General features: G+C 72.0%; 24 protein-coding genes. 12 read left to right on the top strand and 12 right to left on the bottom strand.

Annotated features, from left to right (window positions below; all coding sequences use genetic code 11):
- Positions 1-25: 25 nt before the first annotated feature.
- Positions 26-859 (bottom strand): oxidoreductase, encoded by an 834-nt coding sequence (locus JAO84_RS16585; RefSeq protein WP_370413588.1) that lies wholly within the window; start codon positions 857-859, stop codon positions 26-28.
- 92 nt (positions 860-951) lie between these two features.
- On the opposite strand from JAO84_RS16585, the gene JAO84_RS16580 reads away from it, so the two are divergent.
- Both JAO84_RS16580 and JAO84_RS16575 read left to right on the top strand, forming a co-directional pair.
- Positions 952-1,887 (top strand): LysR family transcriptional regulator, encoded by a 936-nt coding sequence (locus JAO84_RS16580; RefSeq protein ID WP_370413587.1) that lies wholly within the window; start codon positions 952-954, stop codon positions 1,885-1,887.
- 120 nt (positions 1,888-2,007) lie between these two features.
- The gene (locus JAO84_RS16575; protein WP_370413586.1) at positions 2,008-5,364 is read left to right on the top strand and encodes a FlgD immunoglobulin-like domain containing protein; all 3,357 of its coding nucleotides are present in this window, start codon (positions 2,008-2,010) and stop codon (positions 5,362-5,364) included.
- 64 nt (positions 5,365-5,428) lie between these two features.
- On the opposite strand, the gene JAO84_RS16570 is transcribed toward JAO84_RS16575, so the two are convergent.
- Together JAO84_RS16570 and JAO84_RS16565 are read right to left on the bottom strand one after the other, a co-directional pair.
- Positions 5,429-7,282 carry a serine/threonine-protein kinase gene (locus JAO84_RS16570; protein ID WP_370413585.1) on the bottom strand — a complete coding sequence of 618 codons (1,854 nt, stop codon included), beginning with the start codon at positions 7,280-7,282 and terminating at the stop codon, positions 5,429-5,431.
- 39 nt (positions 7,283-7,321) lie between these two features.
- Positions 7,322-8,797, bottom strand: coding sequence for a substrate-binding domain-containing protein (locus JAO84_RS16565; RefSeq protein ID WP_370413584.1), 1,476 nt, complete (start codon positions 8,795-8,797; stop codon positions 7,322-7,324).
- A 164-nt stretch (positions 8,798-8,961) separates the two neighbouring features.
- On the opposite strand from JAO84_RS16565, the gene JAO84_RS16560 reads away from it, so the two are divergent.
- The gene (locus JAO84_RS16560) at positions 8,962-9,915 is read left to right on the top strand and encodes an NADP-dependent oxidoreductase (protein WP_370413583.1); all 954 of its coding nucleotides are present in this window, start codon (positions 8,962-8,964) and stop codon (positions 9,913-9,915) included.
- Between the two features lie 31 nt (positions 9,916-9,946).
- On the opposite strand, the gene JAO84_RS16555 is transcribed toward JAO84_RS16560, so the two are convergent.
- A complete protein-coding gene (locus JAO84_RS16555; protein WP_370413582.1) occupies positions 9,947-10,423 on the bottom strand; it encodes a MarR family transcriptional regulator in 477 nt (158 codons plus the stop codon).
- A 96-nt stretch (positions 10,424-10,519) separates the two neighbouring features.
- Between JAO84_RS16555 and JAO84_RS16550 the strand changes: the two genes are divergently transcribed.
- Together JAO84_RS16550 and JAO84_RS16545 are read left to right on the top strand one after the other, a co-directional pair.
- Positions 10,520-10,996, top strand: a complete 477-nt coding sequence (locus JAO84_RS16550) for a MarR family winged helix-turn-helix transcriptional regulator (RefSeq protein ID WP_370413581.1) — start codon at positions 10,520-10,522, stop codon at positions 10,994-10,996.
- A gap of 108 nt (positions 10,997-11,104) precedes the next feature.
- Positions 11,105-12,001: a glycoside hydrolase family 19 protein gene (locus tag JAO84_RS16545; RefSeq protein ID WP_265865191.1), complete on the top strand. Its 897-nt coding sequence runs from the start codon at positions 11,105-11,107 to the stop codon at positions 11,999-12,001.
- A gap of 4 nt (positions 12,002-12,005) precedes the next feature.
- Here the strand turns inward: JAO84_RS16545 and JAO84_RS16540 are convergent, their stop codons facing one another.
- Both JAO84_RS16540 and JAO84_RS16535 read right to left on the bottom strand, forming a co-directional pair.
- Complete coding sequence (locus JAO84_RS16540; protein WP_370413580.1) at positions 12,006-12,245, bottom strand: DUF397 domain-containing protein; 240 nt, start codon at positions 12,243-12,245, stop codon at positions 12,006-12,008.
- Positions 12,242-13,078 carry a helix-turn-helix domain-containing protein gene (locus JAO84_RS16535; RefSeq protein WP_370413579.1) on the bottom strand — a complete coding sequence of 279 codons (837 nt, stop codon included), beginning with the start codon at positions 13,076-13,078 and terminating at the stop codon, positions 12,242-12,244. Before JAO84_RS16535 ends, JAO84_RS16540 begins: the two co-directional genes overlap by 4 nt.
- Before the next feature lie 181 nt (positions 13,079-13,259).
- Here JAO84_RS16535 and JAO84_RS16530 point away from each other — a divergent pair, with 181 nt between their 5' ends.
- On the top strand, positions 13,260-13,649 hold the full coding sequence (locus JAO84_RS16530; RefSeq protein WP_370413578.1) for a hypothetical protein: 390 nt from the start codon (positions 13,260-13,262) through the stop codon (positions 13,647-13,649).
- A gap of 398 nt (positions 13,650-14,047) precedes the next feature.
- Here the strand turns inward: JAO84_RS16530 and JAO84_RS16525 are convergent, their stop codons facing one another.
- On the bottom strand, positions 14,048-14,509 hold the full coding sequence (locus JAO84_RS16525; RefSeq protein ID WP_370413577.1) for a MarR family winged helix-turn-helix transcriptional regulator: 462 nt from the start codon (positions 14,507-14,509) through the stop codon (positions 14,048-14,050).
- A gap of 39 nt (positions 14,510-14,548) precedes the next feature.
- A complete protein-coding gene (locus tag JAO84_RS16520) occupies positions 14,549-15,169 on the bottom strand; it encodes a DJ-1/PfpI family protein (RefSeq protein ID WP_370413576.1) in 621 nt (206 codons plus the stop codon).
- A gap of 131 nt (positions 15,170-15,300) precedes the next feature.
- Between JAO84_RS16520 and JAO84_RS16515 the strand changes: the two genes are divergently transcribed.
- From JAO84_RS16515 to JAO84_RS16505, 3 genes are all read left to right on the top strand, one after another.
- Entirely contained in the window at positions 15,301-16,662 is a 1,362-nt protein-coding gene (locus tag JAO84_RS16515; protein ID WP_370413575.1) for an aspartate aminotransferase family protein, read from the top strand.
- A 132-nt stretch (positions 16,663-16,794) separates the two neighbouring features.
- Positions 16,795-17,505 (top strand): GntR family transcriptional regulator, encoded by a 711-nt coding sequence (locus JAO84_RS16510; protein ID WP_265865198.1) that lies wholly within the window; start codon positions 16,795-16,797, stop codon positions 17,503-17,505.
- A 133-nt stretch (positions 17,506-17,638) separates the two neighbouring features.
- Positions 17,639-18,292 (top strand): hypothetical protein, encoded by a 654-nt coding sequence (locus JAO84_RS16505; protein ID WP_265865199.1) that lies wholly within the window; start codon positions 17,639-17,641, stop codon positions 18,290-18,292.
- A 92-nt stretch (positions 18,293-18,384) separates the two neighbouring features.
- Here JAO84_RS16505 and JAO84_RS16500 read toward each other — a convergent pair whose 3' ends face one another.
- A complete protein-coding gene (locus tag JAO84_RS16500; protein WP_370416779.1) occupies positions 18,385-19,134 on the bottom strand; it encodes an SLATT domain-containing protein in 750 nt (249 codons plus the stop codon).
- 288 nt (positions 19,135-19,422) lie between these two features.
- Here JAO84_RS16500 and JAO84_RS16495 point away from each other — a divergent pair, with 288 nt between their 5' ends.
- The 3 genes from JAO84_RS16495 (at position 19,423) to JAO84_RS16485 (ending at position 21,233) form a co-directional block, all read left to right on the top strand.
- Complete coding sequence (locus JAO84_RS16495) at positions 19,423-19,761, top strand: YbaB/EbfC family nucleoid-associated protein (RefSeq protein WP_265865392.1); 339 nt, start codon at positions 19,423-19,425, stop codon at positions 19,759-19,761.
- A gap of 123 nt (positions 19,762-19,884) precedes the next feature.
- Positions 19,885-20,484, top strand: a complete 600-nt coding sequence (gene recR, locus JAO84_RS16490; protein ID WP_265865201.1) for a recombination mediator RecR — start codon at positions 19,885-19,887, stop codon at positions 20,482-20,484.
- Between the two features lie 95 nt (positions 20,485-20,579).
- Positions 20,580-21,233: a DUF5063 domain-containing protein gene (locus tag JAO84_RS16485; RefSeq protein WP_370413574.1), complete on the top strand. Its 654-nt coding sequence runs from the start codon at positions 20,580-20,582 to the stop codon at positions 21,231-21,233.
- A gap of 111 nt (positions 21,234-21,344) precedes the next feature.
- Here JAO84_RS16485 and JAO84_RS16480 read toward each other — a convergent pair whose 3' ends face one another.
- Genes JAO84_RS16480 through JAO84_RS16470 form a run of 3 tightly spaced genes read right to left on the bottom strand, consistent with a single transcriptional unit; the run spans position 21,345 to position 23,904 of the window.
- Positions 21,345-22,127, bottom strand: coding sequence for an amino acid ABC transporter ATP-binding protein (locus JAO84_RS16480; protein ID WP_370413573.1), 783 nt, complete (start codon positions 22,125-22,127; stop codon positions 21,345-21,347).
- Positions 22,124-23,014, bottom strand: a complete 891-nt coding sequence (locus JAO84_RS16475) for an amino acid ABC transporter permease (protein ID WP_370413572.1) — start codon at positions 23,012-23,014, stop codon at positions 22,124-22,126. Before JAO84_RS16475 ends, JAO84_RS16480 begins: the two co-directional genes overlap by 4 nt.
- Positions 23,011-23,904 carry an ABC transporter substrate-binding protein gene (locus JAO84_RS16470; RefSeq protein ID WP_370413571.1) on the bottom strand — a complete coding sequence of 298 codons (894 nt, stop codon included), beginning with the start codon at positions 23,902-23,904 and terminating at the stop codon, positions 23,011-23,013. Before JAO84_RS16470 ends, JAO84_RS16475 begins: the two co-directional genes overlap by 4 nt.
- Positions 23,905-23,906: the final 2 nt, after the last annotated feature.

Genomic DNA, 23,906 nt, shown 5'->3' with positions numbered 1-23,906 from the left:
CTTTCACGTGTCCATGGCCAGGCGTCTAGGCGTCGAACTTGGTGTCCCGGCCGACCTTGTCCCAGGCGTTCAGATCGGCCCGGACCTGGTCGAGGTGGGCGTGGATCATGTCGATGGAGTCGTCGCCGAGGGCGAGGCGGAGCGGCGGCTCGTCGGCGTTCAGGGCGGTGAGGACGGCGGCCGCGGCCTTGGCCGGGTCGCCGGCCTGGGTGCCGTCGCCGCCCTCGACGAAGGCGCGGGTGGCGCCGACGGTGTCGGCGTAGTCGGGGATGGTGTCCGCGCTGAGGCTCTTGCCGCCGCCGAAGAGGGACGTGCGGAAGGCGCCGGGCTCGACGATCAGGACGTGGATGCCGAGCGGCTTGACCTCGGCGGCGAGCGCCTCCGACATGCCCTCCAGGGCGAACTTCGTCGCGCTGTACGCGCCGAAGCCGGGCAGCGAGCCCTGGCCGCCGACGCTGCTGAGCTGCACGATCGCGCCGGAGCGGCGGGCCCGCATGTGGGGCAGGACGGCGCGGGTCAGGGCGGCCGGGCCGAAGACGTGCACGTCGAAGAGCGAGCGCAGTTCGGCGTCGCCGGTCTCCTCGACCGAACCGACGTGGGTGCGGCCCGCGTTGTTGACCAGGACGTCGATGCGGCCGTGCCGCTCGGCGACCTCGCCCACCACCCGGTCGACGGCGGCGTGGTCGGTGACGTCCAGGGTGACGGCGTGGACCTGGTCGGGGTGGGCGGCCACCAGGTCGTCCAGGGTGCCGGCGCGGCGGGCGGCGGCGACCACGACGTCCCCGGCGGCGACCGCCGCCTCGGCGAAGGCGCGCCCGAAGCCGCTGTTGGCGCCGGTGATCAGCCAGACCTTGCTCATGTCTCTCGATTCCCCTCGTTGGTGGTGCGTTCCGCGTGCAACCACCCTGCCTGCGAGGGCAGTTGTCCGTCCAAGATCTGTCGTGATAGCCCATGGTCATGACCATCACGGATGTGCACGGCCGGGACCTGCGCTACTTCCTCGCGGTCGCGGAGGAGCTGCACTTCACCCGTGCCGCAGAGCGCCTGTACGTGTCGCAGCCCGCGCTCAGCAAGCAGATCCGCGCCCTGGAACGGCAGCTCGGCGCCCCGCTGTTCGACCGCGACCGGCACGGCGTCCGGCTCACCGAGGTCGGTACGGCACTGCTGCCGCACGCCCGCGCGGTGCTCGCCGCGTGGGCGGAGGCGGAGGGCGCGGTGCGCGCCGCCCGGGCCGCGCGGGAGGCCACCCTCGTCATCGGCATGTCCACCAGCCCCGGCCGGGGCGGGCTGCTGCCCGCGATCCGCTCCCGTTTCACCGAGGCACACCCGGAGGCCCGGCTCCGGCTGCGCCAGATCGGCTGGGACGACCCGACCGCCGGGCTCGCCGACGGCACCAGCGACCTGGCGTTCGTCTGGCTGCCGCTGGTCGACGCCGAGCGCTACCGCTGGGTCGTGGTCGCCACCGAACCGCGCCTGATCGCCCTGTCCGAGCGGCACCCGCTGGCCGGCCGCGACCGGATCGCCTTCGCCGACCTCCTCGACGAGCCCTTCCTCGCCCTCCCCGGCGAGGTCGCCCCCGAACTCCGCGACCACTGGCTGGCCCTGGACGCCCGCGACGCCCGCCCGGCCCGGATCGGCGCCGAGATCGGCTCCACCGACGAGACGTACGAGGCGCTCGTCGACGGCCTCGGCATCTGCCTGGTCGCCGAGGGCAACGCCCCGCTGCTCACCCGTGGCGGCGTCGTCGTCCGCCCCGTCGACGGCGTCACCCCCACCCGCTTCGCCCTCGCCTGGCGCGCCGACGACCCCCGCCCCCTGGTCCACGACTACGCCCGGGCGGCGGCCGAGGCGGTGTCCGGGACCCCTGCTAATGTCAGGCAGCTTTGAGCGAAGCAATTCGTGGATCGTGGTGCGAGTTTCTGGGGAGGGACCGCGTTGCGCAGTCGCGCATGGATGAGGGCCGGTGTCAGTACGGCCCTGTTGCTGGGTCTGGTCGGGGGGCCGGGCGTGCTGGGGGGAACGGCGACGGCCGCCGAGCCCGCTCCCGTATCAGGGGAAACGATTTTCCAGTCGGATCGGTACGCGCCGAGGAAGACCGTCCCGCTGGGCGCCGGCGCCACCGGCGTGCTCTACCGGCAGGAGGGCACGAACGGCTATCTGTGGACCGGCTGGGACGGCCGCACCAGGGCCGTCGACCTCGGCACGACCGTACTGAAGGGCGGGGACTACAAGGACGACCAGCGCTCCTGGCTGCCGGCCGGGACCGACGTCCTCGTCCACGAGGCGGGCGCGGACGGCTGGGCCCGCGAGGACCTCGCCACCGGCGCACGCGTCACCTTCGCGCTGCCCGAGGGCCACACCTTCCTGGCGGCCGCGGGCCCGAATGTCCTGACCCGTACGGGAACGGCGGGCGCCTACGCCCACCACCTGTTCACGGTCGGCGCGGACGGGGCCCTGAGCGCGCCCGTGGAGGTCGCCGCCCCGGCGGACATCACGGTGAACCGGCAGTTGGCCGCCGATGCGAAGGGGCTGGTGGTCGAGTACGCCGGACCCGACAAAGTCGCGACGATCGGACTGATCGATCTGGCGACGGGAGCGTTCGACAAGGGACGACCCCTGGCCGGCAATGTTCGCTCGCAGATCGTCCTGACCCCCGGCCGGCTGGTGCTGACCGATGGCACCTCGGTCCGCTGGGTGCCCAGGGGTGACCTCGGCTCAGCCGCGACCGACCTCGGTGTCACCCGCGCGACCGGCGAGAGCCTGGTCATCGCGGCCGTCGGTGACCAGGTGCTGGTGACCGGGTACCTCGGGACGCCCCCGAACAACCTTGTCGACGCCTCCGGTTACCCGGTCCGGCGGGTCGGCTTCGACGGTGCCGCGCCGGTGACGCTGTACCGCCACGCCGCGTCCGCGATGGTGACGGCCGCCGACGGCAGTGCGGTCTTCGCCGCGGGGGCGGATTCCTCTCACTGGGCGCTGCGGAAGATCTCCGGGGCCGGTGCGCAGAGCGAGGTGGCGGCGGTCGAGGGTGTGCCCGCGCAGATTGACAACCTGTCGCTGGCGAACGGCCAGTTGGCTACGCAGGAGCGCGACGGCAGCTTCGTGAACGCCTACTTCACTCGCGCGATCACGCCCGAGGGAGCGTCCTACCGGCCGGGCGAGCGGGTCTACCAGGGCTGGAACGGCGGCCTCGACGGCCTGTGGAGCACCGGCGACGGCCGGGCCGTCCACGTGGACCAGGACGTCGAGGGCAAGGCCGTTCGATCGATCGACAAGGAGGACGACGCCGGCTACTTCCGTACCAGCTCGGCCCAGGCCACCGTCCTCGGCGTCACCGGGCGCTATGCCGTCGTCAACGGCACCGACCCGGCCCGCCAGTACGTCGGTGACCTCGGCGTCTTCACCGATCTCGAACCGATCCGCAGCGGCGCCGTCACCGCCGCCTCCGTCTGGGGCTACACCTACTGGACCCAGACCGCGACCGTCGGGCAGCTCGTCGGCGAGGACCTGCGGACCGGGACCAAGACCACCCAGGCGACGGGCGCCCCGTGCGTGGCCAAGGAGCTCCAGGCCGTGGGCCGTTGGCTCTACTGGTCCTGTGGCACCACCGGCCCCGCCGGCGTGTACGACCGCACGGCCAGGAAGAACATCGCCGTACCGGCCGGTGAGGCGCTCGTCGGCGACGGCTATCTCGTTCGCCACGACAGGGCCGCCGGCAAGCTGATGCTCACGGCCTTCCGGGACGGCTCCGCCGTCACCCGGGAGGTCGGCGACCTGGCCGGCACCCCCGAGAACCAGCGCGGAGTGACCTGGACCGTCGACAAGTTCGGCGGCCCGCTCGCCTACGTGGCGGCCGACCGGCGCATCCACCTCGTCCCGAGCGGCGTGGCCACCGAACCGTTCTCCCTCGTCCAGGCCACGGTGAGCACATACAAGCGGGTGGCATACGGCGAGACCTGGCGGCCCCGCTGGGTCGCCTCCAAGCCGGCCGGCTCCTGGCAGCTGACCCTGCGCGACGCCCGCACCGGCACCTTGGTGCGTACCCTCACCGGCCGGGGCGACGGCCGGACGGCCGGGGCCGTCTCCGCCAGCTGGGACGGCCGGGACGACCTGGGCCGGGGCGTCGCCGACGGCTCCTACAACTGGTCGCTGACCGCCTCGCCGGGCGACGGCGTGGGCACGCCGATCACGCAGTCCGGCTCCATGGAGCTGTACGACAGCGCGGTGACGACCCTTCCCGGCACGTACGAGCCGCTGGCGCCTACCCGTACCCTCGACACCCGCACCGGCCTCGGCGCGCCCAAGGTCGAGGTGGGCGCGGGCAAGACCGTGACGCTCAAGGTCGCGGGCGTCGCCGGGGTCCCGGCGAGCGGCATCACAGGAGTCGCGCTCAACGTGACGGCGACGAACGCCACTTCGGCGACCCATGTGACGGTCTATCCGTCGGGCCGGCCGAAGCCGTACGCCTCCAACCTGAACGTCACGGCCGGGCAGACCGTCGCCAACGCGGTCGTCGTGCCGGTCGTGGACGGCAAGGTGAATCTCACCAACCACGCCGGCTCGGTGGACCTGCTGGCTGATGTCGCCGGCTACTACGTGGAGGGCAAGGGCGGTTCGGCGTACCGCTCGGTGACGCTGGAGCGTCTGATGGACACCCGCTCGGCCCTCGGCGTGCCGAAGGCGAAGGCGGGAGAGCAGGGCACCGTGACGCTTCAGGTCGCGGGCCGGGGCGGGGTCCCCTCGTCCGGGGCCACCGCCGTCGTGCTGAACGTGACGGCCACCGGACCGACCCGGTCGACCTATGTCACCGCCTACCCCTCGGGCACCCCGCGCGGCACCACGTCCAGCCTCAACGTGCCGGCCGGACAGACCGTGGCCAATCTGGTGACGGTGCCGCTCGTGGACGGCAAGGTGTCCTTCTACAACCACGCCGGCTCGGTGGACCTGCTGGCCGATGTCGCCGGCTACTTCACGGACGACCCGGCGGCCGGGGGCGCCACGTTCACCGGGGTCGGGCCGGTCCGGGGCCTCGACACGCGCAACTCCTACTACGGGCAGTGGGGCAAGATCGGCGCCGGTCAGACGGTGACGCTGTGGACGTCGTCCTTCCCCGGCGTGCCGGCCAAGGGCGTCAGCGCCGTCGTTCTCAACCTGACCGTGACGAACCCGACGGCCACCGGCTATGTGTCCGCGTTCCCCGCGGGCGCGCAGCGACCGAGCGTGTCGAACGTCAACTTCACCGCGGGCCAGACGGTGCCGAACCTGGCGGTGGTGCCGGTGAGCGCTGACGGGAAGATCAGCTTCTACAACCACTCCGGAACGACGGACCTGATCGCCGACGTCGTCGGCTACTACGGCTCATAGACCCGGGGATCTCCCTGACTGCGGGGCGCGTGCTCGTCGAGCACGCGCCCCGTGCCGTTTCCCGCTAGTCGCGGACGAACTCGCCCGGTTCGCTGTCCGCGGCCATGGAGTAGACGTGCAGCAGCTCCTTGCCCTGGTAGTGGACGATCCGGAGGTTGCTGGAGCCGTTCTCGGCGCACTCCGGGTCCCAGGTCTCCGGGTCGCGGGTCTCGGGGCCGACGACCAGGAGGTTGCCGGCGCCGCCGACGACGGCGGTGGTGACGCAGCGGACGTTCTCGGAGGTGGGGGTGCCGTCCTTGTCGGTGCGCGGGAAGGACTGGTCGAGGCGGATCAGGGGTGCGCCGACCGGGCCCTGGGTGACGGTGAGCTGGTACGTGTAGCGGTCGGCGTCGGGCTGGGTCACCTGGTCCCGGGACTGCTGCCAGCTGCCGACGAGGGCGGCGGGGACGACGGCCGCGCCGGCCGGGACGCGCTGGAAGGTGGTCTTCGCGACGCCCGAGCTCCACTCGACGACGTCCGTGGAACGCAGCCGCAGGGTCTGGCGGGCGGCCGGGGTGCAGCGCTGGGCGGGGACGCTCGCGGTGATCTCGGCGTCGCCGAAGACGAGTTCGCTGTCGGTGGCGGAAAGCAGCACGGCCCGGCCGATGCACAGCCGCTCGCCGGTGACATGGGTATAGACGACGCTCCGGGAGCCCGCCGCGCCCTGAGTCACCTCGATCCGGCTGGTCTCGTACGGCATGTCCGCCGTCCCCTTGAGGACGCCCTCCCAGGCGCCGAGGAACGCCGCCGGGACGATCCCGGCCGGCCGCGCCCCGGTCGTCGTGGCGCCACCGCGGCCCTTTCCGCCGCCGCTGACGGGAGTGTTCGGGTCGGACAGCGGCCAGTAGGTGTACGCGAGGGCCGCGGCGCCCGCCACGGCGAGCGCGGCGACGGCGGCGACCAGGCCCGTACGACGGCGGGGCCGGGCGACGCCGTCCTGCTCGCGGGTGCCGGGCAGCGGGGTGGCCGGGGTGGGGTCGCCGGCGGAGGCGGCCTCGGCCTCCAGGAGCCGGGCGGCGTGCCGGCCGAGCCGGGCGAGGACGTCGGCGGGCAGCCAGGGGTCGGTGACCCTGAGCGTGTCGACCAGTTCGGCGGCGGACGGCCGGCCCGCCGGGTCCTTGGTGAGGCAGGCCCGGATCAGGCCGGCGAGTTCGGGCGCCAGGCCGGTCAGGTCGGGCTCGTCGTGGGCGATGCGGAACATGGTGGCGTGCACGCCGCTGTCCGAGCCGCCGAACGGCGAACGCCCGGTCGCCGCGTACGCAAGCACCGACCCCAGGCAGAAGATGTCCGCGGCCGGGCTGAGCTTCTCGCCCCGCACCTGCTCCGGCGACATGAAGCCGGGGGAGCCGACGACGGCGCCGGTGGTGGTGAGCCCGCCGTCGGTGACGGTGTCGAGGGCGCGGGCGATGCCGAAGTCGATGATCTGCGGGCCGTCGACGGTGAGCAGGACGTTCGACGGCTTCAGATCGCGGTGGACCAGGCCCGCGGTGTGGATGTGGGTGAGGGCCCGGGCCAGTCCGGCGGCGAGGGTGCGGACGCTGTCCGGCGGCAGCGGCCCGTACTCGTCGGCGACGACGGTCCGCAGCGAAGGACCGGGCACGTATCCCACGGCCACCCAGGGCAGTTCGGCCCCGGTGTCGGAGCCGAGGACGGGCGCCGTGCCGGTGCCGCCGACCCGCTCCAGTGCGGAGACCTCCCGGGCGAAGCGGCGCCGGAATTCGTCCTGGGCCGCCAGCTCCGGGTGCACGACCTTCACGGCGACGGCACGCCCGCCGGCCGACCGGGCCAGATACACCCGCCCCATGCCGCCCACACCGAGCCGGCCGAGCAGCCGGAACGGTCCTATGGTGACCGGGTCTTCCGCGTTCAAGGGATCCACGTCGCTAGAGGATGCCAGACCCGCCCGCCGGGCTCCCCGTCATCCCGCGCCGCAGATCCGCAGCCCCTTGGGGGTGGCGCAGGGCAGATGCCCGTGGCCGAGGATCACGTCCTGCCCGCCGCCGCGCCCCAGATAGGTGAGGAAACTGGAGGTCAGCGAGCCGGGCCGGGGCAGCTCCCAGGTGTAGGCGTACTCGATCTCCCGGTACGGGTAGGGCGACCTGCCCAGCTCCGCCAGGTCCGGCCTGCGCCCGTCGACGGATATCCGGTGCAGGCCCTTCGGACGGCTGCCGGTGCGCAGCTCGGTGTAGCCGAGGGCGCCGGGCAGCGCGGCGACGGTGGACAGGACCTGGTCGGTGCTGTCGAGCTCGCACCGGATGACCAGGGCCTCCGGGTCGTCCTTGGCCGAGCAGTTACGGGAGGAGTTGGCGGGCTCGTTGCGCCCGAGGACCCGGCGCTGGAACACCTCGCGGGTCCCGGAGTCGGCGTCCCGGCTGACCAGCCGCACGGGCAGGTCGGGGCCGCCGAGGGTGCGCCAGTTGGTGATGTCGCCGCGGTACAGGGCGCGGATGTTCTCCAGGGTGAGGTTGTCCAGCGGGACCCGGTCGTTGACGACGAGGGTGAAGAGCGAGACGGCGACGGGGGAGTCCTTCAGCTGCGGGTAGCCCTCGGGCTTGGCCCCGTCGGACAGGGTGACGAGCTCCGGGCGCCCGTCCTTGCCCTGCCGCGCGCCCTGCTCGGCGAGCCGCCGTATGCCGGCGGTGGAGCCGCGCGCGTCGACGCTCACGGTGGCGCCCGGGCAGTCCCGTTCGTACTGCGCGGCGGCGTCCTTCAGGACCGGCTCGAAGGCGGTGGAACCGGTGACGGTGAGGCTGCCGCGGGCGCAGCCGATGGGCGGCGGCACGTCGTCGCGGATCACGATGATCGCGGCGAGCGTGATCACACAGACGGTCAGGGCGATGATGACGCGGCGGGCGGCCCGGGTGAAGGTGGGCGGCTTGTCGTCGAAGGTCGCGCTGTGGTTGACGTGGACCCCGCCGTCGCGGATCGGTCCGGCGACGGCGATCTCGTCCTTGGGCTCGCCGCCGGTGAGCAGCACGAGCACCTTGAAGTAGTCCCCGGGATTGAGCGCCACCTTGGGGATCCTGATCTCGCGGTCGCCGACCGCCAGGTCGTCGCTGCCGAACGGCGCCTGTGAGGCGGCCGCCGCCTCGACCCTGCGGCGGGTGAACCGCACGGACAGCCCGTGGTTCTCCTGGTTGTAGTCCTCGCGGCCGATGGAGACGCCGCCGTCGTTCTCGATGCGCAGCAGCACGAGGGTGGCGTCCGTCATGTCGGCGCGTCCGTGGAAGAGGCGGGTGACCCTGTCCCCCACCGGGGTGTCCAGCTGGACGCGGTAGCCGACGCGCTTGCGGCGCGGCACCCGTCGCTCGATGACGAGCACGGCGAAGGTGACGACCACACCGAGCAGCGCGGTGACGACGGCGATGACGTTCTCGGGGCTGACCCAGTCCACGGGCGCCACCGTACGGACGGGTGTGCGGTTCGGTACGAGAGCTGGATTCCGGCCATCTGGAGTTCGTCCTTCCGACAGGTTCCCCCGGCTTCCTTACAGCTGTTGCCGGGGTTGGCGGGCATGGGTGTAATGGGCCACGAGGGGGCTGCCGCAGGAGGAGACCCATGCGTGTCGTCGAAGTGACCGCCTACGGCGGACCCGAGGTGCTGAACATGGCCCGCCGCCCCGAGCCCGAGGCCGGGGACGTGCCGGGCAAGGTCCGGGTCCGGCTGAAGGCGGCCGGTGTGGCCGTCGCCGACATGAGGATCCGGGCGGGCTACTACGCCGAGGAGCTCGAACCGCTCCGGCCCCCGTTCGTCCTCGGCACGGACTTCGCCGGCCGGCTCCTCGACCCCGCGCCCGGCCCGACGGGCACCCTTCCGGCCGGTACCCGGGTGGCGGGCTTCGTTCCGTGGTTCACCGAGCGGACGGGTGAGGGCACCTACGCGGAGGTCATCCGGGTCGACCCCGAATGGCTGGCGCCGATCGCCGACGAGGTGGACTTCACCCAGGCGGCCTCCGTCCCGCTTGCCGCCGCCACGGCCCAGCAGGGCCTCGGCGTGCTCGACCTCCCGGCGGGCGCCACTCTCCTCGTCACCGGCGCCAGCGGCGTCGTGGGCCGCTTCGCGGTCCAGTTCGCCTCGGCGGCCGGCCTGGAGGTGGTGGCCGTCGCCCACGAGGGCGACGAGAGCGAGCTCAAGGTCCTCGGCGCCAAGCACTGCGTCACCCGCGGCGAACCCGCCGACGTGCTCGCCCAGCTCCTGGCGCTCGTCCCCGACCGGGTCGACGGCGTCTTCGACGGCGCCCTCGTCGGCGACCCGGTCCTCCCGGCCGCCAAGGACGGCGGCGCCTTCGTCGCCCTCGCGAAGGACCGCACCCCCGCCCCCGAGCGCGACATCCGCGTCGAGACCGTCTTCGGCCGCCCCGACCCCGCCGAGCTGGCCGCCATCTTCCAGAAGGTCGCCGACCGCGAGCTCATCACCCGGGTGGCCGACGTCATGCCCCTCGAAGAGGCCGCCGAGGCCCACCGCCGCGCCGAGGCCGGCCGCCGGCCGGGCCGGATCGTCCTGATGATCTGACAGACAGGAGCGGACGCTGTCCGTCAGGCCGTCAGGCCGTCAGCGCGGCCAGCTCCGCGTTCGCGCGCGCGGTGACCAGGGCGAGGACGCGGCCGGCGGCGGCCAGGTCCTCGGCCGGTATGCCGCCCCAGACCCGGGCGCTGACTGGCGCCGTCTCGGCGGTGATGGCGGCGAGCAGTTCGCGGCCCGCGTCCGTGGGCCGCAGATGCGAGCCGTCCGCGACCAGCAGGCCTCGGTCCCGCAGTTCGTCGAGCGTGACGCGGATGTCGGCCGGGTCGGCCTTGAGGCTGCTCTGGACCCGGGCGACGAGGGCGTCGGCCGTCTGCGGGGCCTCGGCCGTGACGGCGGCGCGCAGGGCGATCTGCTGCTGGAACGTGGCGCCGTGCCGGGCCAGGACGTGCTCCAGGACACCCCGGGCGGCGTAGTGGGCCAGGCCGAGGGAACGGGCGTCGGCGGCGGGCGCAGTGGACACGGACGTGGTCGTGTGCGTGGGCGTGGATGCGGTCATGATGATGTCCCCCTCTAACGTTCGGGCTACTAACGTTTGTGGCACTAACGACATTAGATCGTTCGGACCACTAACGCAAGAGGTAATCTGCACCGCATGAGCGAGACCCCCGACGCGCCCGAGTCCCGTGAGATGGACGAGCGGCAGACGCAGACCCCCGACCGCCTCCGCGCCCTCCCTAGCCGCCTGCTCGCGATGACCTCTGCCCGGGCGGACCGCCTCGTGAGCGATCGGCTGGCTGCCGAGGACTCCCGCAAGTGGCACTACGCGGTCCTGGCCTCCCTCGACGCGTACGGCCCGGCCAGCCAGGCCGAGCTGAGCCGGCGCACCGGCGTCTACCGCAGCGATCTCGTCGCCGTCATCAACGAGTTGGAGCAGCGCGACCAGGTCGCCCGCACCCCCGACCCCGACGACCGCCGCCGCAACGTCGTCACCCTCACCCCGCCGGGCCGAAAGCACCTCGAACGCCTCGACGCGGTCCTCGCCGAGGCCCAGGACGAGTTGATGGCGCCGCTCTCCGTCGCCGAACGAGCCCTGCTCGTCGGCCTGTTGGAGCGTGTGCTGTCCCGCTGAATGAAGGAGTCCGGTCGCGTCCGGTTCGGTTCGATCTGGTCCAGACCATTGACAGGTGCAGACCAATAGCGGTTGCGTGGGCCTTCCCCCACCGGAAGGACGAGCCGCATGCTGCGACGTCTCCTCACCGTCCTGGCCGCGATCTGTACGGTCGCCGGCCTCGCCGTCTTCCTGCCCGCCACCGTCGCGGGCGCCGCGCCCGCCTGTGTGGCCGCCTGGAACTCCTCCAGCGTCTACACGGGCGGCATGACCGCCTCGTACAACGGTCACAACTGGTACGCCAAGTGGTGGACCCAGAACGAGCGCCCCGGCACCGCCGACGTCTGGCGCGACGAGGGCACCTGCGGCGGCGACGGCGGCACCACCACCCCGCCGCCGTCCACCTCCGGATTCGTCGTCTCCGAGGCCCAGTTCAACCAGATGTTCCCGGGCCGGAACTCCTTCTACACGTACGCCGGCCTCAAGGCCGCCCTCAGCGCGTACCCCGGCTTCGCCACCACCGGCAGCGACACCGTGAAGAGGCAGGAGGCCGCCGCCTTCCTCGCCAACGTCAGCCATGAGACCGGCGGCCTCGTCTACATCGTCGAGCAGAACACCGCCAACTACCCGCACTACTGCGACTGGAGCCAGTCGTACGGCTGCCCCGCTGGCCAGGCCGCGTACTACGGCCGCGGCCCGATCCAGCTCTCCTGGAACTTCAACTACAAGGCCGCCGGTGACGCCCTCGGCATCAACCTCCTCGCCGACCCCTACCGCGTCGAGCGCGACGCGGCCGTCGCCTGGAAGACCGGCCTCTGGTACTGGAACACCCAGAACGGACCGGGGACGATGACCGCGCACAGCGCCATGGTCAACAGCCGCGGCTTCGGCGAGACCATCCGCTCCATCAACGGTTCGCTGGAGTGCAACGGCGGCAACCCGGCCCAGGTCCAGAGCCGGGTCACCAAGTACCAGCAGTTCACCCAGATCCTGGGCGTGCCCGCCGGTTCGAACCTCTACTGCTAGACGGTCAGTTCTGCCAGGCCACGAACGTGCCCCAGGCGGCGGGCTCCACGGTGAACGTGGGCCCGCCGTCGGCGTTCTTGGAGTCGCGTACGTGGACGGCGTGGGGGCAGGCGGCGACCTCGACGCACTCGCCGCCCGCGCTGCTGCTGTACGACGACTTGCGCCAGTCGAAGGCGACCTCAACGCAGTTGCCGCCGCTGTCGCTGCTGTAGCTGGACTTGAACCAGGTCAGGGACTTGCTCATCTTTCTTCTCCCGCCAACCGCTCGATGAGGCCCAGTGATTCGCGAGGGCCCAGGGCCTGTGCCCGGATCTTCGCATAGCGCTGTGCGTACGTGCTCACCTTGGCGGGAGGCGTGATCAGTACACTCTCGTCCTGGATTTCCAGGTAGACGAGGCGGGCGTGGTCGGGCGGTTCGACCAGGTTCAGCTCGCCCCGCGCGCCCGCGTTCTCGCCGGTCAGGCCGACGTCGAGAGGGAGGACCTGGAGCGTGACGTTCTTGTACTGGGCGCACTCCGCCAGGTAGCGGTACTGCTCGCGCATGACTTCCTCGCTGCCGAACTTACGGAGCAGCGCCGACTCGTCCAGAATCAGCTCGATGTGGCACATCGGCTCCTTGTCGAAGAGCGCCTTGCGGGCCATTCGTGCAGTGACCAGTTCCTCGACCCGTTCCGGGGTGGGTGGCGGGTAGCCACCTGAGATCTGGGCCCGCGCGTACGCCTCCGTCTGGAACAGACCGTGCACGTTGCTCAGTGCGTACAGGCACAGACTCAGCGCCTGCTCCTCGATCAGCAGGTAGTCCCGGAACTCCTCCGGCAGCTTCTCCAGCCGTACGAGCAGCCGCATCTCGTCGAAGACGCCGGTGCCCTCGCCCAGAACCTCCTCTAGTTTGACCAGCATCTCGTCGCTCACCGGGTGAACCAGGCGCTCCATCGCGCTGATCGCCGCGCCCGTGTACCCCATGAGCGCCCCCTCCTGTGCCTGAGTGAGCCCCCTTCGCAACCGCATTCGCTTTGCCACCACGGCGGCCATCCGCGCCGCCGGGCCCACCGTTTCCTTGTTTTCCGCTCGCGCCATCGTGCTCCCCATTTGGACTCAACCGATCTCAACCGGTCTCAACTGCTCCCCGCCGAATTCGACTGTCCGCAAGGCGCGTTGACGCAGGTCAAAGGGTTACTGACGCGCCCTCGCAGTCGTGGAAACGCTAGCGTCGACCCGTCACCATGTCCCTGTGAATGCCTCAAAAGCAGAGCGAAACATGAGCTCTTGTGATTGGATCCCCTATTTGGGTTTCCAACTCCGCAAGGCCGGCGTGCAATTCGACGCTATCCGCGTCGACGGCGATGACGGGCGGCGCCTCGCCGATCTGATGGCGGCGCTCACCGGCGGCGAGCCGGGGCCGGTGGTCCTGGAGGAGAACGGGCGGCGCGGGGTGTACTTCCTGCTGCCGCCCGGGTCGACAGCGCACCGGTCGTGGCCGCGCGGGGTGACGCGGTTCAATGCGGCGCCCGGGGTGGTGAGTTACGTCCCCGTCCCGGCGCTCTCGGGCAAGACCTGGCCCCTGACCTGGCGCTTTCCCCCGACCGCGCCGGACCGCTTCGTGCACCCGCTCCTGCTGCGGAGCGCGGTCACGGAGATTCTGATGTGACGGGCGGGTGGGACAACTCGCGTCCCGAGCGCACACCGGATGCCCTGCGCCTCGCCCTCGCCAGGATCGCTCCGCACCGGCTGGGGGAGATGGAGCAGCAGAAGAACGCGGCCTTCTCCCTCGCTGCCGAGCACGACTCCCTCGGGCCCATCCATGGCTGGCTCAACGTCTGGGCCAGGGAGGTGGAGATCGAGCGACGGTCCGAACTGTCCACCCGCCGCCGGCACGCCCTGGACGTGCTGCACCACACCAGGACGAGGCCGTGCGGGCGGTGGCCGAGTGACCTGGCGCTGGGAGTACGACCCCGGCGCGGAGTGCGTCGTCGGCGGCGCACCGCCCGCGTGCGTCGCCGAGGTGGAGGAGCGGGCCGATGAGCCGGCGCGGGCCGCCGAGGCCCGCTACCTCGGCGGGTCCTGGGACTCCACCGCCTCCACCGCCCGCGACAGCCGTTCCAGCACCCGTACCGTCTCGTCGAACGCCTCCTGGCCGCCCAGTTCGCGCATCAGGCGGGCGGCCAGTTCCGCGTGGCCCGGGACGATGCGGTGCATGGCGGCGCGGCCGGCCTCGGTCGGGGTGAAGAGCTTGGCGCGGCGGTGGGCCGGGTTGGGCTCGTAGGCGGCCAGGCCGTCCCGTACGAGGAGGTCGGCGATGCGCTGGACGCTCTGGCGGGTGATGCCCATGGCGCGGGCGATGCCGGAGACCGAGAGCGGTTCGTGGACGACGGCGCCCAGGACCTGCCACCAGGCGGCGGTGAGGCCGGCCGGCTCGGCCAGCTTCTCCGCCACCGCGAGGAACTGGCCGTTGAGGCGGAAGACGCCGAGCGCGGTACGGGACAGGGCGTCCTGCTGGCGGCGGCTCATCCGGTTCGTCCTCTCACCCGTGTCATCCGTTCATCCATGTCATCCGTTCAGCTCGGCGTAGGCCGCCGGGTCCGAGTCGTGGAACAGGCGGAACCAGGCGTCCCGCTGCCCCTCGTACGCACCGAGGCGGGCGAAGATCTCGCGGGCGAAGGCCACCGGCTCGGTCGGCCCGGCCGTGATCAGGTCGCCGTCGCGGACGGCGTCGGCCTCGACGTAGTGCTCGCCGCCCTTGTAGCCCGTGGCGGCCAGGTACACGTCGGCGGCGCTGGTGTGCGGGCGGGCGTCGAGCAGTCCCTCCCGCGCCAGCCCCGCCGTGGCGCCGCAGATCGCGGCGACCGGGACGCCCGCGTCGAGGAAGGCGCGGGCCTTGGCGGTGAAGGGGGCGAGCTCGTCGCCCTCGTCGTACTTCTCGGCGCCCGGGAGGATCAGCAGCGCGCTGTCCTCGGGGTTCAGGTCGGCGAGGGCGAGGTCCGGGACGATCCGGATGCCCGCGATCGTCGTGATCGGGTCCCCCGCGCGCGTGCCGACGGTTTTCACGGTGAATCCCGCCCGGGCGAGCCAGGCGGTCGCGTGGCCCGTCTCCCAGTCGGCGAGGGTGTCGTAGACGGCGAGATGGACAGTGGCAGTGGCCTTGGGGGTCTCGATCTCAGTTCCAGTCATGACAGTAGGCTGTCATGATGACAGCCTACTGTCAATACTCGTACCGCCCGGCACACTGTCTCGTCCGCCCCGGTCTCGGTGGACAAGATGGTCATGGCCCGTCCCACCTGCGTTTCCTTACCCTCGGACGCATGACCCCTCATGTCGAACCCGACCCCCAGGCCGGAGCGGCCGTCAAGGCCGCCGACCGCGCGCACGTGTTCCACTCCTGGTCCGCCCAGGGCCTGATCGACCCGCTCGCCGTCGCCGGCGCCGAGGGTTCGTACTTCTGGGACTACGACGGAAACCGCTACCTCGACTTCACCAGCGGCCTCGTCTACACCAACATCGGCTACCAGCACCCCAAGGTCGTCGCCGCCATCCAGGAGCAGGCCGCGAAGCTCACCACCTTCGCGCCCGCCTTCGCCATCGACGTACGCTCCGAGGCCGCACGCCTCATCGCCGAGCGCACCCCGGGCGACCTGGACAAGATCTTCTTCACCAACGGCGGCGCCGAGGCCGTCGAGAACGCCGTTCGCATGGCCCGTCTGCACACGGGCCGTACGAAGGTGCTCTCTGCCTACCGCTCCTACCACGGCGCCACCTCCACCGCGATCAACCTGACGGGTGACCCGCGCCGCTGGCCCTCCGACACCGCCTCCGCGGGTGTCGTGCACTTCTGGGCGCCGTTCCTCTACCGCTCGCCCTTCTACGCCACCACCGAGGCGGAGGAGAGCGCGCGGGCCCTCCAGCACCTGGAGGACACGATCGCCTTCGAGGGTCCGGCGACCATCGCCGCGATCATCCTGGAGACCGTCCCCGGCACCGCCGGCATCATGACCCCGCCGCCCGGCTACCTCGCCGGCGTCCGCGAGATCTGCGACAAGTACGGCATCGTCTTCGTCCTCGACGAGGTCATGGCCGGCTTCGGCCGGACCGGCAAGTGGTTCGCCGCCGAGCACTTCGACGTCGTGCCCGACCTGATGACCTTCGCCAAGGGCGTGAACTCGGGTTACGTGCCGCTGGGCGGCGTCGCCATCAGCGCCGAGATCGCCGCCACCTTCGACAAGCGGCCCTACCCGGGCGGCCTCACCTACTCCGGGCACCCGCTGGCCTGCGCCGCCGCCGTCGCCACCATCAACGTGATGGCGGAGGAGAAGGTCGTCGAGCACGCCGCCGACATCGGCGAGACCGTCCTCGGCCCCGGCCTGCGCGAGCTCGCCGAGCGCCACCCGTCGGTCGGCGAGGTGCGCGGCATGGGCGTCTTCTGGGCGCTCGACCTGGTCAAGAACAAGGAGACGCGCGAGCCGCTCGTCCCGTACAACGCGGCCGGCGAGGCCAACGCACCTATGGCCGCCTTCGCCGCCGCCGCGAAGAAGAACGGCCTGTGGCCCTTCGTCAACATGAACCGCACCCACGCGGTCCCCGCCTGCAACGTCACCGAGGCGGAGGCGAAGGAGGGCCTGGCGGCCCTGGACGCGGCGCTCAGCGTCGCCGACGAACACACGGTGTGACCGTTTGTCTGACGGTTTGACCTTGTGCGGCGGTCGCGCGGTGTGACCTTGCGACCGTCACCCAACAGTGATCCGCCCCCTCCCGGCCCTGGATTAGGGTGTCCGGAAGTCGTACGGAGGGGGCCGGTCACCATGGCCGCGAGCGGAGCAGGAGTCACCCGCAGCACCCTGCGACAGCAGATCGCGGACGCGCTGCGTGACGAAGTGCTCGCGGGGCGTCTCCAGCCGGGCCAGGAGTTCACGGTCAAGCAGATCGCCGAGCAGTACGGGGTTTCGGCGACGCCCGTACGAGAAGCGCTGGTCGACCTGTGCGCGCAGGGGCTCCTCGACTCCGACCAGCACCGCGGCTTCCGCGTGCACGAGTTCTCGGTCGACGACTACCGGGGCATGGTCGAGGCCCGGATGCTCGTCGTGGACGGCATCTTCCGCCGCCACGCGCCCGTCTCCCAGCCGCCCGCCGAGCCCGACGTCTCCTACGGCGTCGCCCTGGTCTCCATACGCCGCCGGGGCGAGGCCGCCGCGCGGGCGGCCCGCGCCGGCGACCTCGACGTCCTCATCGGCTACGACATCCGCTACTGGCGCGAGCTCGGCCGCCTCGTCGCCGCCAACGACTACATCGCCGACTTCCTGCACCGCCTCCGCGTCCAGGCCTGGGTCTTCTCCGTGCCCTATCTGCGCGCCGACCGCGATCTGCTCGGCTGGCTGTGGAGCGAGCACATCGAGCTGGTCGACGCGATCACGCGCGGCGACGCGGCCGGCGCCGTCGATGTCGTACGCGCCTACAACACGCGCTCCCTGGAGTGGGCGGACCGGCTGGACGCCCGCGCCGGCCGTACGGGTTGAGGAGCCGTCCGCGGGGGCAGGCACCCAGCGGGCAGGCACCCAGCGGGTGTGCGGGATCACGAGGCCGCACTACCCTGACGGTCCTGCACCGCCCAACCGGGCAACCGCGCAACCGACGGAGAGCGAGCCTGTCTTGGCCTGTGACCTGTGGCTGGTCCCCCTCGTCGACGTGCTGTGCCACAGCCCCGACAACCCCTTCGCCGAGGAGATCGCGGTCTACGACCACGCCCTGACCTCGGCCGGCCTGCCCACCGTGCCCGTCTTCGCCTACATGCCGGGGCTCTCCGGGGACGTCGCCCCCGTCGCCGGGTTCGACTACGAGGCCCTGCACTTCCTGCGCCGCGCCTATCTGCTCCAGATGTGCGGGCTGCCCGTGGAACCGGTCGGCGAGCTCGGCGGGGACTACGAGCAGCTCCTGGAGATGTTCGAGGCGACCGCCCAGCAGTCCCACCTGGTGTGGCACTACGACCATGCCGGCGCCTATGTGCCGGTCGACTTCCCGGCGCCGCTCTCCAACGACGAGCTGCTCGCGGGCGGCGGCCCGCTCGGCTCCTCGCAGGGGCTGCTGCGGGAGCTGGAGTTCGTGGCGCCCGCGATCGGCATCGACCCCGCGAACCCGCCGGCCGCGCCCCGGCCCCCGGAGCGGCCCACCGACCTGGACGAACCCGCCGCCCCCGTGCCGTACGAGGACGACAGCCCCTTCGCCCGCGAACGGCACGTCTGGCTGGGCCTCCACGCGGCGGCGACCCGCAGCCTGGGCCAAGGCTCGATGATCATCCTCAGCTGACCACGTGGGTAGGGGTCGCCCGCCCCCGGTCCGGGTAGACATCCGGCCAGGGGGCCGCCCCACCCCTACGGGCAACCCCGTACGGGCACCCCTCAGCGCGGCTCCGGCGGCCGCTGCCGCGGCATGTTCGGGCGGGTGCCCGGCGGGAGCGGGAAGCGGCCCGCGGGGTGGCCGCCCTCGGGGCGGGGCGGGGTGGTGCCGACCGACTGCAGGGCCAGCGGAGCGGGGCCCGAGCGGAACTCGACCATCCAGTCGGCGGTCTCCGCCCGTACCAGCTCCGTGATGTCCTCCGAGAAGCGCCGCAGCACGCCGAGGCAGCGTTCGGCGGCCTCGCTGGCCGTGCCCTCGGTGGGGCCGAGGACCTCGCGGACGCTCTCCGAGGCCCAGTCGAACTGCAGCGCCTGCAGCCGGCGCTGCACGGCCTGGGCGGTGGCCATGTTCCTTATCCAGCCCGAGGTCAGGCCGAAGTAGCGGTCGCAGGCCAGACAGGCCGCGCCGAGCAGCAGCGACAGATAGCCCCAGCCGGCCGTGCCCTCGGCCACCCCGGTCAGATCGAGCAGCGGCAGCGCGGCGCCCGCGATCACGCCGACGGCGGTGCCGATGCGCAGGGCGCGGGCGCAGCGGCGCTTCCAGACGCGGTCGGAGAGATACCACTCGGCGGTGCGCAGCGCGTTGGACTCGACCCAGCGGTAGAGCTCGTCGAGGCGTTCGGCGGGCTCGCCCCAGTCGCCCAGCGGGAAGGGGGACCCGGTCAGATCACGGTGGTGGGCGGCCGGGCCTCCGGTCTTCCCCGGAGCCTCGGGCTTCCCCGGGCCCTCGGGATTCCCCGGCTGCGGCTGCATGTCCGGCTGCTGGCTCACCGGGGAACTCCTCTGTTCAGCTCAGCGCTCATGTCCTTCTGTGACGTGCGGTGCACGTGGTGCCTGCCCTTCCTACCGCCGAATGGTGGGCTGTGGGCCCGGAATCCCGGGATTTCCGCCCGCAAGAGGGTGTTGATCAGGTAGAGGAGCCCGCAGTTTCTCACTCGAAAGAGTTGTGTCGGCACCCCGGTCCACGAGCACGTAGGCTCGGCTTACCGACCGACTTCCGTATCCGCAGATGCGGACGCAGACCAGCAGGAGTGAGTGACCGTGTTCCCCGGTGGTGGCCAGCCCAACATGCAGCAGCTCCTCCAGCAGGCCCAGAAGATGCAGCAGGATCTCGCCCGCGCCCAGGCGGAGCTCGCCGCGACCGAGGTCGAGGGGCAGGCGGGCGGCGGCCTGGTCAAGGCCACCGTGACCGGCTCCGGCGAGCTGCGCGGCCTGGTGATCGACCCGAAGGCGGTCGACCCGGAGGACACCGAGACCCTCGCCGACCTGATCGTGGCCGCCGTGCAGGCCGCCAACGACAACGCGCAGCAGCTCCAGCAGGCCAAGCTGGGCCCCCTGACCCAGGGCCTGGGCGGCGGGATGCCGGGCCTCGGCTTCTGATGCCGGGCCCAGGCCTCTGAAACTGGGCCCGGGCTTCTGATGCCTTCCGGCCCGTACGGCTTCTAACGCTGCATTTAAGCCACTACCGTAAGAATCAAGCATTCCCCGAGAAGGGCGCTCGCGTTGTACGAAGGCGTGGTTCAGGACCTCATCGACGAGCTGGGCAGACTGCCCGGTGTCGGTCCCAAGAGCGCCCAGCGGATCGCCTTCCACATCCTCCAGGCCGAGCCGACCGACGTGCGGCGGCTCGCCCAGGCGCTCCTGGAGGTCAAGGAGAAGGTCCGCTTCTGCGCGGTCTGCGGCAATGTGGCGCAGCAGGAGCAGTGCAACATCTGCCGCGATCCGCGCCGCGACCAGACGGTCATCTGTGTGGTCGAGGAGCCGAAGGACGTCGTGGCGATCGAGCGGACCCGTGAGTTCCGCGGCCGCTACCACGTGCTCGGCGGCGCCATCAGCCCCATCGAGGGGGTCGGCCCGGACGACCTGCGGATCCGCGAGCTGCTGGCGCGGCTCGCGGACGGCACGGTCACCGAGCTGATCCTGGCCACCGACCCGAACCTGGAGGGCGAGGCCACCGCGACGTACCTGGCGCGGATGATCAAGCCCATGGGCCTCAAGGTGACCCGCCTGGCCAGCGGACTTCCCGTCGGCGGCGACCTGGAGTACGCCGACGAGGTCACCCTGGGGCGTGCCTTCGAGGGGCGGCGGCTGCTAGATGTATGACGACGACCGGGTCCGTGCGGTCCGTACGGTCCGAGCGGTCCGTGCGATCCGTGTGATCCGTGCGCACGACGGCGCACTCTCAGGGAGGCTCCTCGATGTCTGACGCCACGCTGCACTCCATCACTCAGGACCCGGACGACTTCGCGGTGCAGATCGCGGACTCGATCGAGAGCTTCATCGTCGCCACGACCGAGGTCGCCAAGGGCGACGAGCCGGACAGCGCGGTGCCCTTCCTGCTCCTGGAGGTCTCGCAGCTGCTGCTCGCCGGCGGGCGGCTCGGCGCGCACGAGGACATCGTCCCGGACGAGCGGTACGAGCCGGACGCGGGCCCTGACCTGGACGTGGACGAGCTGCGGGAGCGGTTCGCGGCGCTCCTGGAGCCGGTGGACGTGTTCTCCGAGGTCTTCGACCCGTACGAGCCGCGCAAGGCGCCCGTACCGGCGCGGATCTCCGACAACCTCGCCGACATGATCACCGATCTGCGGCACGGTCTGGCGCACTACCGGGCGGGCCGGACCAGCGAGGCGCTGTGGTGGTGGCAGTTCTCGTACTTCTCGAACTGGGGCCCCACCGCCTCCGCCACCCTGCGCGCCCTCCAGTCCCTGGTGGCCCACGTCCGGCTCGACCAGCCGCTCGCCGACCTGGCGGGGCTCGACACGGACGAGGACCTGACGGAGGACGTCCTCGCGGAGGAGGCGGGGCGCGTGATGGCGGAGGAGCTGGGCGGCCTCGGCCGCAAGGGAGTCTGACGCCTCGGCCGCAAGGGGTCTGACGGACCTGTCCGAAGGCCGAGGGCCGGCTGCCTGTCCGAAGGCCGGGGGCCGGCTGCCTGTCCGAAGGCCGGGGGCCGGCTGTCGCCGTTACAGCCGGCCCGCCTCCACGATCCGGCTGAGGAACCGTCGGGTCCGCTCGTGCGCGGGCGCGCCGAAGACCTCGGCCGGGGTGCCGCGCTCCAGGACGACCCCGTCGGCGAGGAAGCAGACCTGGTCGGCGACCTCGCGGGCGAAGCCCATCTCGTGGGTGGCGACGACCATGGTCATGCCGTCCTCCTTGAGGTCCCGGACCACGTTCAGGACCTCGCCCACCAGCTCCGGGTCGAGCGCCGCGGTCACCTCGTCGAGGAGCAGCAGCCGGGGCCGGTTCGCGAGGGCGCGGGCGATGGCGACACGCTGCTGCTGGCCGCCGCTGAGCCGGTCCGGGTATTCGGCGGCCTTGTCCCCGAGCCCGAGCCGGCCGAGCAGCTCGCGGGCGCGGTCCTCGGCCTCCCGGCGGGCGGCCTTGTGGACCCGGCGCGGGGCGAGCGCGATGTTGTCGAGCACGCTCATGTGCGGGAAGAGGTTGTACGCCTGGAAGACGACGCCGATCCGGCGCCGTACGGCATCGGCGTCCACGCGCGGGTCGGTGATCTCCTCGCCGTCGAGGAAGATCGCGCCGTCGTCGACCTCCTCCAGGAGATTGGCGCACTTGAGGAGGGTCGACTTGCCCGAGCCGGAGGCGCCGATGAGGACGGTGACCGAGTGCTGCGGGACGGTGAGGTCGACATCGCGCAGGACGACCGAGCTGCCGTGCCCGTGCCCGTACGTCTTACGGACCGATTCGAGGCGGAGGACCGGGTCCGGGTCCGGGGCCGGGGCCTGCGTCATACGGTCCCTCCCTGGGACTGGCGGCGGTTCATCCGGGCCGTGACCCAGTCGGTGAACCGGGTCATCGGGATCGTCAGGACGACGAAGACGAGGCCCGCGACGACGTACGGGGTGTAGTTGAAGGTCTTGCCGGCCAGGATCTGCGCCGCGTACACGGCGTCGACCGCGCCCGCGATGGAGACCAGGCCGGTGTCCTTCTGGAGCGAGACCAGGTCGTTGAGGAGCGGCGGCACCACCCTCCGTACGGCCTGCGGCAGGACGACGAACCGCATGGTCTGCGCGCTCGACAGGCCGAGGGAGCGGGCGGCGGCGCGCTGGGCCGGGTGCACGCTCTCGATGCCGGCCCGGAAGACCTCGGCCAGATAGGCGGAGTACGTGAGGACCAGCGCGATCCCGCCGAGGACGACGGGGTCGGTGGGGACGCCCTGGAGGCGCAGCGCGGGCAGGCCGAAGATCACGGCGAGCAGGCAGATGATCAACGGCAGGCCGCGGAAGAAGTCGACGTACGCGGTGGCCAGCGCCCGCAGCGGGAACAGCGCCGGGCCGCGCACCGTACGGGCGAGCGCGAGCAGCATCCCGAGGGCGAGCGCGACGGCGCCGCACACCACCAGCAGGCGCAGGTTGAGCCACAGGCCGTCGAGGACCAGGGGCAGCGCCCGGCGGGCGTACTCCGCGCTGAAGAAGGTCTCCTTGGTACGCGGCCAGCCGGGGGAGCGGGTGACGACCACGTACAGGACGGCGAGCGTCGCGGCCGTGCTGAGCGCGGCGACGGCGGTGGCGCGGCGGGTACGGGAGCGGCGGTGGCGCTCGCGGGCGAGCCGCCGCGCCGACGGGGTGTACGTGTCGTCGGGCGCGGCGGCCTCCTTCGCGAGGTCGCTGGTGGTCACTTGAGCACCGGCGCGCCCGCCGCGTCCGACAGCCACTGCTTCTCGATGGCGGCGAGGGTGCCGTCGGCGCGCAGGGCGTCCACGGCCCGGGAGACGCAGGACGTCAGCGCGGAGCCCTTGTCGAGGACGAGGCCGAACTGCTCCTTGGCGCCCCCTGTCGCTTCGAACTGGCCGACCACCTTGGCCTCCGGCACCTCGGCGCCGGTGATGTAGAAGGCGGTGGGGAGGTCGACGACGATGGCGTCGACCTGGCCGTTCTTGAGGGCGGACTTGGCGAGGTCGTTCTTCTGGAAGACGGCGGCCGGGCGGTCCGGCTTGATCTGCTCGTTGATGACGTCGAGGCTGGTCGTGCCGACCTGCGCGCCGAGCCGGGCGCCCTTGAGACCGGCGAGGTCGGTCGCCTTGGCGGCGGGGGAGTCCTTGAGCGCGATGACGGCCTGGCGCACGTCGTAGTAGCCGCTGGACAGGTCGACGGCCTTGCGGCGGTCCTCGTTGACCGACACCTGGTTGATGTCGAAGTCGAAGGTCTTCGCGCCGGGCGCGAAGGCGTTGTTGAAGGCGACCTTCTGCCAGACCACGTCCTTCTCGGCGAAGCCGAGGCGCTTGGCGACGGCGTACGCGACGGCCGACTCGTAGCCCTTGCCGTTGGCCGGGTCGTCGTCCTGGAACCAGGGGGCGTACGCGGGCGTGTCCGTGCCGACGGTGAGCTTCCCCTTGGCCTTCGTGGCCAGGGCGGCGGGCGCGCAGGAGGCCTTCGAGGGTCCTGCGGTGGACGAGCCGGACGGACCGGAGGCGGTGCCGTCGGCCTCCTGGGGCGCGCAGGCGGAGGCGGCGAGGGCGGTCAGCGCGGCGAGGACCGCGAGAGCGGCGGGGGCGGGACGTGATCGCATGG

Source organism: Streptomyces fradiae (assembly GCF_041270065.1).
Taxonomy (GTDB): domain Bacteria; phylum Actinomycetota; class Actinomycetes; order Streptomycetales; family Streptomycetaceae; genus Streptomyces.
This window is presented reverse-complemented; position numbering and strand designations above follow the sequence as displayed.